This is a genomic window from Cyclobacterium roseum, assembly GCF_010119225.1.
In the GTDB taxonomy this organism is placed as follows: Bacteria; Bacteroidota; Bacteroidia; order Cytophagales; family Cyclobacteriaceae; genus Cyclobacterium; species Cyclobacterium roseum.
Genome location: NZ_WNKF01000007.1, coordinates 74,313 through 90,889 on the forward strand (window position 1 = coordinate 74,313; position 16,577 = coordinate 90,889).

Below are 16,577 nucleotides of genomic sequence, written 5' to 3' on the forward strand. Positions count from 1 at the left end.
AATGAGAAATTTAACCATTGACCATTTCAGGCTGAAGGATAGCCTCTTGGGTCAATGACTCTTCCAGTTCCTCTTGGGCCACTTTTTCATCATACCTGGAAAAGCGGATTAACAAAGAGGACAGGCTGATAACAGAGACGGTGATTCCCAGAAAGAACAAGGCATCCCCATAGCTAAGGCCTTCTACTTTCAAAAGGAATCCAGCCAAAACGGCTCCCACGTTTCCGCCCGCTCCCACGATACCTGAAATCATACCGATGGCTTTTTTATTTACAAAGGGAACCACAGAGAAAGTAGCTCCTTCAGCCATTTGCACAAAGAGACTAAAAAGAATCATGGTACCGATGGCTAATGGCAATTGGGTCATTTGAGAGAACAGCATCAGGGCAACCCCTTCGATGAGTACCAACGCTCCTAAAAAGCTCACCCTTCCTTTTAGCCCCCATTTGAGTCCTGCTTTGTCTCCGAAAAAGCCTCCAAGAGACCGGGCAAACAAGTTCATCAGTCCGAACAGACCTGCTATTAATCCGGCTGTCTTTAGGTCCAACTGGAAATTATCATGGTAGTAGATCGCAGCAATATTATTAATGGTAAGTTCTATACCGAAACAGGCAGCGTAAATCAGAAACAAGGCCCATACCCGACGGTCGGACAGGGCGGCTTTCAGTGCCCCTTTACCATCGGCTTTTTTCTTTCGTTTATACTCCAAATCTTTTTTGTTAAGGTCTTTGATATTTCCTTCCGGAAAATCCGTGGTCCATTTGTAGTAGGCAATGGCAGTGAGCAGCATGGCAAACCCAGGTACCATCATGGCGTATCGCCAGGCATCGGAATCTAGAAACCCAAGAGAAACAAACAGCGCAAAGACGGCCGGCATGACCATTTGCGTGACACCGCCACCCATATTGCCCCAACCGGCCGAAGTAGCATTGGCGGTGCCCACCACATTGGGAGCAAACATCACCGAGGTGTGATACTGGGTGATCACGAAGGATGCGCCGATCACTCCGATAGCCAGCCTGAATAAAAGAAAACTTTCGTAACTATTGCTAAGGCCTATGAGGATGACGGGCACAGCACCCAGGGCAAGCAGGTAGGTATAGGTAATTCGCGGACCAATACGATCTACCAACCAGCCTATAAATAACCTTGCCAGCACCGTTACCGATACCGAGGCAATAATAATATTGCCAATTTGTGACTTGGTTAAATCTAATTCCTCCCGTACGATGGCCATCAAGGGGGCTATTCCAAACCACCCGAAAAAACAAAGAAAGAAGGCAAACCAGGAAAGGTGAAATGCACGCATCTGCGGGGATTTGAAATCTAAAAGGTTAATGGCGGTGGCTTTTTTGGCTGAAAATTTCATTGATTATCTCGATTAATATGCGAAAATAGGTTCGGTATAGCTCAGGCTTTTTGAGGGTTATTATTACGTATATATACGGGTGACTATCTAACTCTCCTGATAAAGCGAAATCTTGAAGGTTTATTTCGGGTTCCTGTTTTATTGCTCATAAACCACTATAAAACCACGAATTGCGTTCGTTATCTCCTATCAGTAAGCTTTGTTTTATCTGAATGCTAATATAAGGGATGTTTTATTAAATAAGTAAAAATACGTAAAAAAATTACGTAAAATTTGAAATTTACGTAGTGATTAAGGAAGAAGAGGCTTTTTGTTGGCTTCCCGGTTTTGAAAATAATCCAGTGTGCATAAAATCGCCTCCTATTTTGGATGGATTTTCTTATCTTTCCAAAAATGAGTGCTGTTGGCTTAAAACGGCAAGTATGGGGTAGATTTGTTGTCTTCGTTGGGGAGGGAGGATTGGTTAGGGACAGTATGCCCTTGGTTTTTTAGAACGGACATGCCGGTTGAAAACAGAAAAGATACCCCATTAAACATGGATTCAAAATTTAAGTGTAGGTCTATATGAGAAAGTTTTCGGTAGTTTTATTAAAAAATGTAGGTTTCGCCTTAATTTTTCTGAGCGCGTACGTTGCCTGTTCGCCAAAGAGTGAAGCGGATAAAATCATTGATCAATCCATCGCAACCCATGGAGGCAAACGCTTTCAGTCGGCCAAAATAAGCTTTGATTTTCGGGAAAGGCAGTACGAAATATTCAAATCTCCGGAACGGTTTCGATATGTAAGGGCTTTTTCCGGCGAGGCTGGTCGGATAGTAGATGTGCTTGACAACGAAGGATTTACCCGGAAAATTGAAGGGGAGGAGGTAGCTTTGTCCGATAAAGACAAAGATGCTTATGCTAATTCCGTAAATTCGGTGGCTTATTTTGCTTTTTTACCCTACGGTCTGAATGATCCGGCGGTGATCAAAACCCATCTGGGGGAAACTCGGCTAGAAGGAAAAACGTACGACCTTATTAAAGTAACTTTTGAAAAAGAAGGTGGAGGGGAAGATTACGATGACGAATTCCTGTATTGGATCAATAAGGAAAATTTCCGGATGGATTTTATGGCCTATACCTACCACACCGATGGAGGAGGGGTCCGGTTTCGGAAGGCTAAAAATCAACGAGAGGTCTCCGGAATTCTTTTTCAGGACTATGATAATTATAAGCCCGAGGATGAAACAGTAGCCGTGGAGGAAATGCAAGCGTTGTACGAGGAAGGAAATCTGGAACTGCTGTCGGAAATACTTTTAGAAAATATTCAAGTGGAATTGATTCAATAGAAAAAGGCAGCTACCATGCAGGAGAAAAGAGGACTGGTCATTTCCGGAGGGGGAAGTAAAGGAGCATTTGGAGGTGGAATAGCCGAATACTTGATCCGCGATTGCGGTTTCAATTACGAAATATTTGTGGGGACTTCTACGGGAAGCCTGTTGGTGCCACTCCTATCCATAAACGAAATCGAAAAAATCAAGGCAATCTATACATCGGTTACCCAGGATTGTATTTTTAGCACCAATCCATTTATTATTTCCAAAATTAACGGTGTGTATAAAACCCGCATCAATCATTTTAGTACGATCAAAATGTTTTTGAAGGGCAAGAAGACTTTTGGTGAAAGCAAAAACCTGTTTAAACTCATCAAGGAAATCATCACGCCTGCAGATTTTGATCGGATGAAAGCCAATACCGCAGAAATTTACATCACCGTTTCCAATTTGAGTACGAATAATGTAGAATACAAACGGCTGAAGGATTACGAGTACCACGATTTTTGTGAATGGATTTGGGCTTCTTCCAATCTGATCCCCTTTATGAGTTTGGTGGAGAAGGACGGCTACGAGTACGCAGATGGCGGGTTTGCAGATTTGGTTCCGATTTCCGAGGCCATTTACAAGGGGGCAACCGAAATTGATGTGATCGTGTTGAAAGCAAGGGCAGGGAGGGAGATGAAACGACCGGTGCGTAATGCCTTGGAATTAACGACAAGAGCCTTTGATTTTATGTTGGACCAGATTTCCAGCGATGACATTAAGATCGGCGAATTGCTTGGAAAAAGGCGCAGGGTGAACCTCAACTTTTATTACCCACCGGCAGTATTAACGGAAAATTCACTTATTTTTGACCCTTACCAAATGAAAAAATGGTGGCGGCAGGGAAAGCGATTTGCGAAGGAGCAAAATCCGGTTTGTAAATGTATCGAAATAGGAGTTGACAAATAAATCATATGCCACATTCTTGGAAAAAATTCATTTATCTTCCGGCTGCTTTGCTTTCAATACTGTTGCTAACGGCAATGGACAAGCAGCCCTTGCCAGGGTTATTTGTCATTGGCGATAGCATTTCCATGCAGTACGGCCCGTTCCTTGAACAATACGTACAGGGGAAGTGGATCTATGACCGCAAGAGGGACGAAGGATCGAGTTCAGCCAATCTGGATCATCCTGCCGGGGCCAATGGAGGCGACTCGGGCATGGTGTTGGCCTACCTTCAGCAAAAAGTACAAGACCCATCCTTCCGTCCGGACTTGATGCTGATCAATTGCGGCCTGCACGATATCAAAACCGATGTAAAAACAGGAGAGAAGCAGGTTTCCCTGGACGACTATCGCTCCCATCTGGAACAAATGTATACCCTTTTGCAGGAAAAAGGAATCCAAATGGTCTGGATCCGAACTACCCCGGTAGACGATGAAACCCACAATTCCAAGCAGCAATCCTTCCACCGCTATGCGGCCGATCTGGAAATTTACAATGCGGTGGCGGATGTGGTTTTCGAGTCCAGAGGCGTTTCTGTGATTGACCTCCATGGTTTTACAGCGAATTTGGGTGCCGATTTGTTTATCGACCACGTTCATTTTGGCGAGGAAACGCGCGCCAGGCAAGCCGCTTATATTGCCGGGTTTTTGGATCACTATTTTCAGTAAGTTCTGACCCTGGGGAAAGCCTTCCAGGAATTTTACATACGGATTGCGATTTTGAGAATTTTATTGTTTGATGTTCAATCTGAGTTTTGTATTCATCAATTATTGGAATGGGCTTTATTACAGATTACCTTTACTGAAACACTATATCTTAATTTTATGGACAGGCCCCTACCCGAGAACGAATTTGACAGGCTTTTGCAGTTGTCTGATTATGACCTGGACCACGTTGAACTGGAAGATCACGTTAAAGACCTTGCCAAACTGGCAGCAAAAGTGGCCGGAACCAATATTTCCCTGGTCAATTTGATTGATGCTTATACCCAGTGGAGTGTGGCGAGTGAAGGGATTCCGGTGATGCAGATGCCCAGAGAGGATTCGGTCTGTCAGTATACTATCATGGGTGATAAACCTTTTGAGATCAAGGATCTTACAAAGGACGAGCGTTTTAAGGAAAAATTCTATGTAACAGATGATCCCAACCTGAAATATTATTGGGGGGTTCCTTTGAAAAGTGAGTCCGGTATAAATCTGGGAGCTTTGTGTGTGGTGGACACGGAGTCCAAGTTCATTAGCCCCGAGAAAGTGGCCTTATTGAAGATCATTGCCGATGAGATTGTCAATCGCCTGAAACTAATAAAAACAGTCTCATTTTTACAATCTGAAGTCCAAAATGCCAGAGAAAAACAAGAACAGGTAGCCCATGATATCAGAGGACCCATTGGAGGAATCATTGGCCTGGCGCAAATCATCAAAGAAAAAGGAGATAAAAACCAGTTGGAGGATGTGCTGGAATTCGCCGAAGTCGTTCAAAATAGCGGGAAATCATTATTGGAGTTAGCAGATGAAATTTTATCCAATAAAGAAGGGGCTAAAAAGGAAGCTGTGCTGGCGGATGATGAATACAATTTACTGAGGCTAAAGGAAAACCTAAAAAATTTATATGAAGTCCAGGGGGAACAAAAGAAGGTAGATCTACATATAACGCTGGAAGGTGAAAATAAAGAAACTGCTTTTCCGAGAGCAAAATTAGTTCAAATATTGGGAAACCTTATCTCCAACGCCATCAAATTTACACCTGAAGGAGGTCAGGTAACCGTAAACTTAACGCTTCTTGAAAAAGCTGGTAAAAAGGAATTATTGGCAGAAGTGAAAGACACTGGGGCTGGAATGACGGAGGAACAAATCGAAGCTATTCTGAAAGGCGAAGGAAATACGACAAAAGGCACCTCCGGGGAAAAAGGATATGGTTTTGGTCTTCCCCTGGTAAAGCATCTGATCGATGGTATGGGCGGTACCCTAAAAATTGATTCCCGGCCAAGTGCCTATTCCCTGTTTGAAGTAGCGCTCCCGGTTTAATTTTCTGCCTGTTTTGGTTTGAATTGGAGTCCGAAATCGTTTTTTTTGGTAAACCTTTATTTGTTTACCATGGAAAAATACGCACTTCCCAATTCGGATTTAGAGATTTCAAGATTAATTTTTGGTTGCTGGGCCATTGTAGGTGGCTTTAACTGGGGGCCACAGGACGAAAGGGATTCCCTGGCGGCAATCAAAATGGCCTACGATCAGGGAATTACCACTTTTGATACCGCAGAAGCCTATGGCGGGGGTGCTTCGGAGAATTTGTTAGCCAAAGCCCTGGGAGAAAAACGCAAAGACATCATTATCGCTTCCAAAGCGGGTCCGGCCGATTTTGCATCGGAGGATATTAAAAATGCGTGCGAAAGAGGGCTGAAGAATTTGAAAACCGATTACATCGACCTATACCAGTTGCACTGGCCCAATCCGGAAATTCCGTTGGAGGAAACCTTGGGTGCGCTTCAGGAACTTCGCGAGGAGGGTAAAATCCGGGCCTTCGGCGTGTCCAATTTCGGGAACGAAAGCCTGGATACCTGCAAAAACTCCGGATTCAAGATCAGTAGCAATCAAATGGCCTATAATTTACTTTTTCGGGCCATTGAGTATTCCATTCTTCCACAATGCATCGAAGATGATGTTCCGGTACTTTGCTATTCTCCCATTATGCAGGGCTTGCTGACAGGGAAGTTTTCCTCGGAAGCGGAGGTACCCGATGACCGGGCGAGAACCCGGCATTTCACAAAGGAACGGTCTCAATCCCGGCATCAGGAGGAGGGCTGTGAAGAACTGACTTTTCAAACCATTAGTCAGATCCGGGAACTTTCCAAAGAAGCGAATATTCCCATGGGAAATTTAAGTTTGGCATGGTTGCTCTACCAAAAGGGGGTGGCGGCTGCCATCGTCGGTGGAAGAAATGCGGCGCAGGTTAGAAAAAATGCAGCGAGCGCTCAGGTGACACTGACCCCCTCCCTGGTATCCAGCCTTAATGAAATTACCCGTCCGCTCAAAGAGGCCTTGGGCCCCAACGCAGACCTATGGCAAACGGACGGTAGGGTGGTATGATTTTTTAGGGGACGGAGATCTTTCCCATTCTTTTATAAAAAAATATATGTGAGCGATATGGGGATAAATGATTTGACAACTACCTAAAAGATGACCGTAAATACTGGCATCATTTATGGTAGAATTTGGTGTAATTGATTCCATTTTTTAGATTTCTAAAAATATTAAAATCATGTTTGAATTGGAGAAAAACGAAATCAAATTTCTTTATAACGGTAAAAAGTTGGAAGACAGGGAAGCCTATGCCTATGTTTTGACGCTACATAAGCATGTAATCAATGAGTTGGATGTATCGAAAAATGAAATGACCCCAACCCAGGTTTTAGAGTTGGCAAAAAAACTAAACAAAAGTGTAATCGATCTCTTCGACGAGAAATCTGATTATTTCAAAGCAAACATTCAAGGAAAAGAGATCGACGAAACCGATCTCTTGACCTTATTGATTAAGGAGAAATCTGCTTTGAAAACGCCTCTTTTGATTTCAGCTAATGGGGCAAAGGTTTTAGAATATCCAAGGGATACCATTAAGATAGATATGGTATTCAATGAAATAAGCGGAAACGATTCATAATCGCTTTATTCCAGGTAGTCTAGCGTAGAAACTAATCTTTCCCATCCTGTAATTCTCCTGTAATTCTGGTTTTTTTAAGTAAAATGAAATTTAATTTCTTCGTAAAAGGGAATTTTTCTTTGTTTTATAACTTTTTGGATGAAATTTTTTTCTATTTTTTGCATTCATTTGACTAGTAAGAAATGAAAGCCCAAATTACCGGCATTGTAGCAGTAGTAGCGCTATTCTTGATTTTGTTGTCTCCAGGGGAGGCAACGGGTCAATTTGTTGGAGGAAAAAGTACACCGCCAAACATCGTACTCATCCTTGCAGACGACCTTGGCTGGATGGATGTGGGGTACAATGGGGCTGAGTTTTACGAAACGCCCAATATCGACCAACTCGCGTCCGAGGGAATGGTCTTCAGTCGATTTTACCCCTCGGCTGCCAACTGTTCCCCCACGCGGGCGAGTTTGTTAACCGGAATGTACTCGCCACGACATCAGGTGTATGTTCCGCAAGGTTTGTCTAGGGGGGGCGATGTTTCCAAAATGCGGTTCAAAGTGCCCACCCAGGGTCAAAATTCCACTTTCAATACGATACCGGTAAGCATCAATAGGGTTTCACCGGAATTTGAATCACTTGCCGAAATGCTGAAAAAGTCGGGCTATGTATCTGCCAGGCTTGGGAAATGGCATATAGGCGACGATAATCAGGGTTTCGATGTGTTATCCGCAGCCGGTGAGATTGGAAAAATCACCAATTATTACGGAGAGGAAAAGCGATACTATAACGATGATCATGTGGCGGAAAGGCTGACTGATGCAGCGATCCATTTTATTGAGGCCAATAAAGAGCACCCGTTTTTTCTTTATCTCAGTCATTGGGAGGTACACACTCCCCTGGCGGCAAGGGACAAAAGGATCGAGTATTACAAAAGCAAGCTTAAAAACCGGCCCGGGAAAAATTACGATCCGGTGTATGCAGCTGAAGTGGAACAGGTTGATAGTAGTGTAGGCAGGGTTCTGGCCAAATTAAAAGAACTGGGTCTGGAAGATAACACGGTTGTGATTGTTACCTCGGATAACGGGGGGCTTTCGTCCGTTACCGATAATGCTCCGTTGAGGGCTGGTAAAGGCACTTTTTACGAAGGGGGTCTCCGGGTACCGTTTTGTATTAAATGGCCGGGTGTAACTCAAGCCGGTTCGAAATCCGACATTCCCGTAACCGGTGTTGATTTTATGCCCACCTTTGCAGAAATCGCCTCGGCGGAGTTGCCGCAAAACCAGCCGGTGGACGGTGATTCCTTTGTACCAATTCTTAAAGGAAAGCCATTCGACCGGGATCGTTCGCTTTTTTTCCATTTCCCGCTTTACCTGGGGGGTAGCGTGGAGGTATTGCCATCATTCGATGGAACGGAAAATTACTGGCGTGCGGTACCCTCTTCGGTAATCATGGCCGGGGATTGGAAATTGATTTATTATTATGAATACGATCGTTATGAACTGTTTAATTTGAGAACCGATATTTCAGAGCAAGACGACCTTTCTGGCAGCGAAACCGGAATAGCAATAAAACTGTTGGAAAAACTTAAAAATTGGGTAGCAGCCGTAAATGCTCCTGTGCCCAGTGTTTTAAATAGATAACATTGACCCGATAAACACCAAAGTGTAAACGCTATAATCAAGATTTCATTATTCCAAAAATTCAAAATTTATCGTATGAAATTCCTTCCGTATCTGGTACTATACTTGCTTTCATTAGATTTAAGTGCCTATTCCGGCACTACAGCCGCCTGGCTTGATAGGATGGACACGAGCAAGCGTCATCATGAACCGAAAAGAGAAGCCCCTTTAAAAGTGTTGATCGTTGACGGTCAGAATAACCATGAGGTATGGCCAAAAGCTACGCTAATGATGAAGCAGTACCTGGAAGAAACGGGGCTTTTTCGGGTAGCTATTTACAGAACCAGGTTTACCTGGAGAGCTGAAAGGGAAAGGAAGTACTTGCCATTGGCGGGACTGAGCGCAACCACAGAGTTGGAAACCCCGCAGCATGATCCGGATTTCGCCCCCGTATTCAAAAATTATGACGTAGTGATTTCCAACTTTGGCTGGAAGGCCGCGGATTGGCCGGAGGAAACCCAAAAAGCTTTCGAAGACTACATGTCCTCCGGCGGAGGCTTTGTCTCCTTTCACGCTGCAAACAATTCTTTTCCAGACTGGCTGGAATACAATAAAATGATTGGCCTGGGAGGCTGGGGTGACCGTACTGAAAAAGATGGACCTTATGTGTATTATACTAATGAAGGCGAGCTGGTACGAGATCCTTCACCGGGGAAAGGCGGTGCCCATGGACCTAGCCATATTTTTCCCATCACCATTCGTGAGAAAGATCATCCCATCACCAGGGGAATGCCGAAAGTATGGCTAACCACCAAGGATGAATGCTATTCTCAATTGCGTGGACCGGCCGAGAACCTGACCGTACTGGCTACCGGTAAGGATGTTTCAGGCAAAGCGCCTACTGACCGGCACGAACCCATGCTGATGGTGTTGGACTACGGCAAAGGGCGGGTATTTCATACCACGCTGGGGCACGATGATTTTTCAATTGAAAGTGTTGGTTTTATCACCTCCTTTTTAAGAGGAACGGAATGGGCGGCAACAGGGAACGTTACCCTACCCATACCAGATGATTTTCCTACGGCAGAAAATTCCACCAGCAGGAAATTTGAGTTGAAATTTGATGATCAATAAAATCAAATGGAAGCCTGAGGTTTTCATGTTCTTTGCTTTAAAGGAATCAGCGTGCCGATTGCCGTTTGGCTTATCATACATTCGGAACCTGTTGCCTTTCGATGTATTCGGTAATACACCGATACTAAAGAATAATACCTACCTTTGGCCAAAAATGTATCCATGGGCTTTACCGATCTCGGTCTTTCAACACCACTACAGGAAGCAATAAGCAAGGCAAAATACGAAAATCCTTTTCCTGTTCAGATCGAGGCAATACCTGCCATTCTAAGAAAGAAAGACGTTTGGGGCCTGGCTCCGACGGGATCTGGTAAAACAGCCGCTTATGTATTGCCGATTTTGGAAATGTTTCAGGGGAAAACCGCAGTAAAGAGTAGGGCAGTCGCTGTGCTGGTGCTGGTGCCTACCCGGGAACTGGCCATTCAGGTCGATCAAACGGTAAAAACCTTTACGAACGGCTTGCCAAGGAACGTAAAATCCATGGCGGTGTATGGTGGGGCGTCCATCAATCCCCAAATGATACACCTGTACGGAACCGACATCCTGATCGGGACCCCCGGCCGCTTGCTGGATTTGCTTTCAAAAAAGGCTGTGGACTTGTCCGCATTGGAAATACTGGTTTTGGACGAGGCCGACAAAATGCTGAACCTGGGCTTTAAGGAAGAAGTGGATGAAATCTTGTCCGGATTGCCCAAAAAACGGCAGAACATCCTTTTTTCTGCGACGACGGAGGAGTCGGTAGCCAGCTTATCGACCAACCTGCTTTACCAACCGGTACGGATCGAAATTGCGCAGGATACCGTGTCCCCCGCCCAAATCAAGCAATCGGCCTATTTGGTAACACCCGAAAACAAGGGGCCTTTATTGAGATTTCTAATCAGCGAGGGAAACTGGACCCAGGTGTTGGTTTTTGCCAGTTCCAAACGGGCGGCAGATAACCTCGCCGCCAAATTAAAAAAACACGGAATACAAGCCCAGTCCTTTCATGGGGATAAAAGTCAGGCTGCCCGGACAGAATCGCTTCGGAATTTTAAACAGGGAAACTTACGGGTTTTGGTGGCCACCGATCTCGCCTCCCGGGGCATCGATATCCAGTTTTTACCCCATGTGGTCAACTACGAACTGCCCCGTTCCCCAAAGGATTACATTCACCGCATCGGTCGGACAGGCAGGGCCGGATCAGAGGGAGAGGCCATTTCCCTGATATCGGAGGAAGACACGCATCATTTTAAGGTCATTCAGAAAAAAATGAAACGAATGGTCGAACTGATTGATTCAAAAAACCTGGGTTTTTGATATGTCAAAACGTGGCTATAGTAGAAGTACGAATGTTTTCCATCAAAGTACCGATTCAATCCACTAAGGGGTTGGAAAACGAGATGGTTGATTTTGTCCACGGGTTGTCCCCCTTGGTTGGTGTTGTTACAGCCCTGCAGACTTAGTTTTTCAATAATCGATTAATTATTTTAGGGAATCTTTTTCAGGAATAAAGTGGGGTTCTTGTTTCCCACTTTCCTCTGGTAAAATCGGGAAAATCCACCGGTCTGCTTTTGTCAGCTACGGAGGTTCCGGTAAGCGGGATAATGGCAGCACTGGTTACCGAATCGTACACATCCCAGTCCGGCTGTTTATTTTCCTGCAAGGCAAGTACCAGTCGGTGCCAGTTGATTGGCGTTTGGGTCATGCCTCCACTGCCATGTCCGCGGATCGCTCCTCCTTTGCGTTCGGGTGGGGCGTAATTTTTCGTAATTTCATGCGCATATTCTTCCAGATACGGCGCTGCCGGTTCCCATTGATGTTCCCTGGGACTTCTACCTTCAATATAAATTCGCTGGGCATCCCTTTCCTTTAAATAAATTCCTTTTGTACCCTGAAGTCGGAAACTTTCCCTGGGGTGGGGGGTATGCGTGTCGTGGTTAAGGGTGACCATTTTTCCTTTTACGGTTCGGATAAGTGACGCATTGTAATCCCCTAGCGCCATCTCTTTCGTCGCATACGGATGTTTTTCTCCGTACTGGGCTTTGGCATATTCATTGAGCATGCCCGATTTCGTACTCATGGAGACCAGGTAGTCAAACCGGTCCCCATGGTTGATGTCCAGCACCGGCATCATGTTTCTCATGGGATGGTCGGGGTAGAGGTTCCCGTTTTTATCGATGGCAGGTTGTAATCTCCAGGGTTCTTCTTCCGGATTAAACTTCACCATTCTCAAATCATGTATATAGCCACTTTCTACATGGAGGATATCCCCTAATAATCCTTTTCGCACCATATTCAACATGGTCAGGTCTCCAAAACCTCCCAATACGATGCTGGCCCACTTTCCGGTACTTTCAAAGGTTTCTACCAATTCCCATGCTTCTTCAAGAGTCTGGGCAATGGGCACTTCGCAAGCCGCATGTTTTCCATTTCTCATGGCCGCCAGACATACCGGAGCATGGGTGTCCCAGGGGGTGGCGCATATCACGGCATCCAGCTCTTCCTCCTCGCATAACCTAATAAAATCTGTTGGCCCCTTATCGTAAAGCCTGGGGCTCGGTTGACCGGATTCCTCAATCCACCTTTTGGCCTGGTAAAGGTTTTTGGGATCGATGTCACAAATGGCAGGGATTTCTACCCCTGTAATTCCAAGTGCAGTGTCCAGGTGGTAAGAGCCTCTACCCCCAATACCCACAAAACCCAGTCTCAGATTCCGTTTGAGGCCCAAAGCCATCGATTGATTGGATAGTAAGCCTGTTGTAATACCTCCCAGTGCTAGCGTTGAAAGCTTTAGGAAATTTCTGCGGTCAAGATTATTCATCGTAATTTTTATTTGAAATGTAACACGTAGTGAAGTCTACTGGAGGATCCCCGGATACCATTTTTCGGCATTGGTCCGGTAAATTTTATCTACCACCGTCTTGGGCAATTTCAATCCATTGAAGGTACCGGTGACTTTTGGTACCTGCATTTCTAGGTCCCCGGTAAAAAATTGCCAATGTCGTAACCAAACCTGATGGGCATGTTCCGAAATCTCTTCCGGTTCCGTCAATCCCTTCGCCTGTATGTCCGATGCTCCGGCGCGCAAATCCGTTCCATAGAGGAGTCTACCCTGGTACTTCACGATAAAGTCGCGCACCCCTTCCCAATTGGTGACGGCCTGGTGTTGCAAATGGGAGATGCGTTCGGCCATATCCACGGCCATGTTGGGAAAGGAATCCAGTCTTTTTGCCAGTTCATTCACGTCGTATTCCAGGCTTCCCAAATGCGCCCCGACAAATCGCAGATCGGGATTATTGGCCAGCAGTTGATCCCGGGCGGAAATCTGCTCCTCATACGAGGGTAAATCCGGGAATTGATACATGTGGTATCGGGGGTTTTCCCGAAAATAATCCCGATCCCCCTGCACCGTCATTTCCTCCAGCGGCAACCAGGTATTTTTGGGCTCCCCAAGATGGCCCAACAGGGTAATGTCTTTTTCCACCAACAGCTGCAGGATGGAATCAAAGGCAGGATCGGTAATCATTACCAACTCATCCCGTTCATTTTTCAACTCCATGCCAATATTTTTCCAAACCTTTACCGCTATGGCCCCCTTGGCAATGGATTTTTCCAAATAGTCCAGGGTTTTACTTTCCCAATCGTTGTTGGTAAATCCTTCCAGGGAAAAGGTCGTGCCATAGGAAACAATATCCGGATATTCGCCGATGAGTTTCAATGAAAAATTTTCTTGCGCTTCCGGTGTCAGGTTTGGGGAGGTATACACACTTACGTTCAGCAGTCTAAACTTATCTCGAGCTGCCTGACGTATAAAGACGGTATCGAAATCCGTTCTCAGGTGTACATGGGCATCGATTTTTTCTATTTGGTCAAAATCCTCCAGTGAATAGTAGCTTTCTTCCATGATTTCAGGCGTTTCATTATTGCTTTTCGGTGATTGACAGCAAAAGGCGAGGGTGAAAAGACAGAAAGAAAAAACAACTGTTTTGCCTATTTTGGTCATTATTTTCATGGTTTTCGAAGGAATGTGGTAACGGTTTTTTTCTGTTCTAGCCCATTTACTGTAGGATTGGACGAGGAGGATTACCCTTGGTTGGGTATAATTTTAGAGAATTTATGGGTTAAAAGAAAGGACTGGCACTTATTTATGAAGGGATTGCAGCGTTCGCCCTGCCGCAAGGTATGCTGCTTGCGTCGAAAAATGAGGAAACTGGATCGGTTTGTCTAAAAATACTAGGCTACAAAAAAACGGTAGTGAACGGATTTTTTTGATGGCAACAGGACCATTCCTTCGTTTGATTGTACGTCGGTTACCAAATAGACGGGTTTTTCTTAACAAGATTTGCTAATTTTTAAATTAATACCGATCATTAGGAATTCAATTAAACATTTACCCAAAATAACCATCGTGAAATACCAGGAAAACCCTATTTCCTTTAATGACCGCAATGAGCTTTGGCTATTGTTACGAAATGGAGAACGAGAGGGTTTGGAAGGCTTGTACCGGTTATTTGCCCATGAACTTTTTAAGTATGGCTTGGCCTTGGTGAATGATGCCGATTTTGTGCAAGACTGTATACAGGAAGTCTTTATTGACCTGTGGAAGTATCACCAGAACCTGCAGAAGGCGGATAATGTAAAAGTTTACCTTTTCAGGTCGCTCTCACATAAAATATACCGGGAGAGCAAAAAGCGATCCAAATGGAAATGGGAAGAACTGGGAGATGAGGGGACCCGGCAGCTATCCTTGGAATCCAAAGAAGGTGAACTTATTGGGGTGCAGCAGGAAAAAAGCCTTCAAATCAAATTGGCGGCTGGGCTAGAGAAATTGCCCCTCCGGCAAAAGCAGGCAATCCAGTTGCTGTATTTTGAGCAGTTTTCCTACGAGGAAGTTTCAAAAATGATGGGCATCAACCTGCGGTCGGTATATACACTTGCTTGGAAAGCCATCGGTAGTCTGAAAAAGTATGTGGTTTCAATGCTGTTAGGGTTATTCTTTTTAATTTGAAATGACTCGTCCTGAAAAATCCCCCAGCCTCCTTTGGAAAAGGGGGATTTGCTGAAAAGGAGATTTTTTGCTGAAATTGGGTAATGTAATTGGGTTAATAAACGCCAAGGTTTTTAAATTCCGTAAGCCCGAACGTGAACTAATCCCCCATTCTTTAAACCACATCTTGTAGTCATTTTTTAAAAAAAAATTAAAATATTTTTCTTTTTGAAGGATAACTTTTTCATTCCCTTGTCTCCTTTGTATGAATACCAATTTTATGTGCAAGCGAGATTATACGACAGAAGATTTTGTATTGGACCCTGAATTTCAAAAATGGGTCTTGTCCCCTGACAAGGCGACCAAAACGTATTGGGAAGGGTACATCAATGAAAATCCCGGTAAGCAAAAGGACATGTTGCTGGCTAGAAAACTGGTAGTGAACATGTCCAGAAGGGCTAGGGATGCAGAAGAAGGGCGCATAGAGGATACTTGGAATCACATTGACCAAGCCGTGGATAAACTGCAGTTGGAAATTCAGGACAAAAAAGTCATTCCACTCGATTCCTCAAGTACCCTAAGACATTTTGAAAGTAGAAAGTCAACCGGATATAACAGGTCCATGCAATTTTACCGGCTGGCGGGCATATTGCTTGTTGCTTTTTCCTTGTCTTTCCTGGTCAATGTATTTTTCCCCCAACCTGTACCGAGGATCGTAGAAATTCCTGTGGTTTACGAGGAGCATATAGCCCCTCCAGGTGTAAAATCCAACCTGACCCTACAAGACGGTTCCAAAGTGATCCTTAACTCGGGAAGTTCTCTCCGCTATATCAAAAATTTCGAATCCCATCAGCGGGTATTGGAGCTGCAGGGAGAAGCTTTTTTTGAGGTGGCCAAAGACGAAAGCCGGCCGTTTAGGGTGAAAACCGGTCCGGTCACCACCACCGCTTTGGGTACCTCCTTTAATATAAAAGCCTTTGAAAATGAGCCATTGGAAATTTCCCTGCTGACCGGATTGGTGGAAGTGGATTTGGACTTGGAAGCTTCCTGGAAGAGGGAATTGGAACCGGGAGAAGGGCTACAGGTAGATCTGGACCGGGATCAGGTAAAAGAAGTCGCGTTTAACGGGGACCGGGTATTGGCCTGGACCCAAAAAACCATTGTATTTGATCATACCCCCATGCCGGAGATCAAGCGGGTATTGGAAAACTGGTACGGGGTAAAGATAAGGTTTTCCAATCAGCCCAAAAGCGACTTGGAGTTGTCCGGGAGGTTCCATGACCAAACCCTGAAGAATGTGCTGGAAGGATTGAGTTATTCCGCCCGCTTTGATTTTAGAATAGAAAAAGACCAGGTAACCTTAGAATTTCAATAAAACTGCCTATGGATAAAAACGGATAAGTGAAACAGAAAAAGGGGCAAGCGTGCGTCAACACCCCTGCCCCAAAGAGTAACCGGAAAACGGGACGGCCATCCCTATTCCGATAAATGTTCATTTAACAAACAAACAATGTAAAGATATGAAAAAATGCCTACTAAAGCATGT

Annotated in this window: 14 protein-coding genes; 11 read left to right on the top strand and 3 right to left on the bottom strand. The window is 44.8% G+C overall.

Annotation, left to right across the window (positions count from 1 at the left end):
• Nucleotides 1-10: 10 nt before the first annotated feature.
• Entirely contained in the window at nucleotides 11-1,369 is a 1,359-nt protein-coding gene (locus tag GJQ68_RS11705) for a NarK family nitrate/nitrite MFS transporter (RefSeq protein ID WP_202927925.1), read from the bottom strand.
• Nucleotides 1,370-1,933: 564 nt separating this feature from the next.
• On the opposite strand from GJQ68_RS11705, the gene GJQ68_RS11710 reads away from it, so the two are divergent.
• From GJQ68_RS11710 to GJQ68_RS11750, 9 genes are all read left to right on the top strand, one after another.
• Nucleotides 1,934-2,695 carry a DUF6503 family protein gene (locus GJQ68_RS11710; RefSeq protein WP_162417478.1) on the top strand — a complete coding sequence of 254 codons (762 nt, stop codon included), beginning with the start codon at nucleotides 1,934-1,936 and terminating at the stop codon, nucleotides 2,693-2,695.
• Nucleotides 2,696-2,710: 15 nt separating this feature from the next.
• Nucleotides 2,711-3,634, top strand: coding sequence for a patatin-like phospholipase family protein (locus GJQ68_RS11715; protein ID WP_162417479.1), 924 nt, complete (start codon nucleotides 2,711-2,713; stop codon nucleotides 3,632-3,634).
• Between the two features lie 5 nt (nucleotides 3,635-3,639).
• On the top strand, nucleotides 3,640-4,338 hold the full coding sequence (locus GJQ68_RS11720; RefSeq protein WP_162417480.1) for an SGNH/GDSL hydrolase family protein: 699 nt from the start codon (nucleotides 3,640-3,642) through the stop codon (nucleotides 4,336-4,338).
• A 156-nt stretch (nucleotides 4,339-4,494) separates the two neighbouring features.
• Entirely contained in the window at nucleotides 4,495-5,694 is a 1,200-nt protein-coding gene (locus tag GJQ68_RS11725) for a GAF domain-containing sensor histidine kinase (protein WP_162417481.1), read from the top strand.
• A 69-nt stretch (nucleotides 5,695-5,763) separates the two neighbouring features.
• Nucleotides 5,764-6,756 carry an aldo/keto reductase gene (locus tag GJQ68_RS11730; protein WP_162417482.1) on the top strand — a complete coding sequence of 331 codons (993 nt, stop codon included), beginning with the start codon at nucleotides 5,764-5,766 and terminating at the stop codon, nucleotides 6,754-6,756.
• Nucleotides 6,757-6,928: 172 nt separating this feature from the next.
• Entirely contained in the window at nucleotides 6,929-7,327 is a 399-nt protein-coding gene (locus GJQ68_RS11735; protein ID WP_162417483.1) for a thioredoxin domain-containing protein, read from the top strand.
• A 182-nt stretch (nucleotides 7,328-7,509) separates the two neighbouring features.
• Entirely contained in the window at nucleotides 7,510-8,952 is a 1,443-nt protein-coding gene (locus tag GJQ68_RS11740; protein ID WP_162417484.1) for a sulfatase, read from the top strand.
• 75 nt (nucleotides 8,953-9,027) lie between these two features.
• The gene (locus tag GJQ68_RS11745; RefSeq protein WP_162417485.1) at nucleotides 9,028-10,065 is read left to right on the top strand and encodes a ThuA domain-containing protein; all 1,038 of its coding nucleotides are present in this window, start codon (nucleotides 9,028-9,030) and stop codon (nucleotides 10,063-10,065) included.
• 162 nt (nucleotides 10,066-10,227) lie between these two features.
• On the top strand, nucleotides 10,228-11,361 hold the full coding sequence (locus GJQ68_RS11750) for a DEAD/DEAH box helicase (protein WP_162417596.1): 1,134 nt from the start codon (nucleotides 10,228-10,230) through the stop codon (nucleotides 11,359-11,361).
• 184 nt (nucleotides 11,362-11,545) lie between these two features.
• Here GJQ68_RS11750 and GJQ68_RS11755 read toward each other — a convergent pair whose 3' ends face one another.
• Nucleotides 11,546-12,865 (bottom strand): Gfo/Idh/MocA family protein, encoded by a 1,320-nt coding sequence (locus tag GJQ68_RS11755; RefSeq protein ID WP_162417597.1) that lies wholly within the window; start codon nucleotides 12,863-12,865, stop codon nucleotides 11,546-11,548.
• Between the two features lie 36 nt (nucleotides 12,866-12,901).
• Entirely contained in the window at nucleotides 12,902-13,948 is a 1,047-nt protein-coding gene (locus GJQ68_RS11760; protein WP_162417486.1) for an amidohydrolase family protein, read from the bottom strand.
• Between the two features lie 504 nt (nucleotides 13,949-14,452).
• Here GJQ68_RS11760 and GJQ68_RS11765 point away from each other — a divergent pair.
• Together GJQ68_RS11765 and GJQ68_RS11770 are read left to right on the top strand one after the other, a co-directional pair.
• A complete protein-coding gene (locus GJQ68_RS11765) occupies nucleotides 14,453-15,052 on the top strand; it encodes an RNA polymerase sigma factor (RefSeq protein ID WP_162417487.1) in 600 nt (199 codons plus the stop codon).
• 244 nt (nucleotides 15,053-15,296) lie between these two features.
• The gene (locus GJQ68_RS11770) at nucleotides 15,297-16,406 is read left to right on the top strand and encodes a FecR family protein (RefSeq protein WP_162417488.1); all 1,110 of its coding nucleotides are present in this window, start codon (nucleotides 15,297-15,299) and stop codon (nucleotides 16,404-16,406) included.
• The last annotated feature ends 171 nt before the right edge of the window (nucleotides 16,407-16,577 follow it).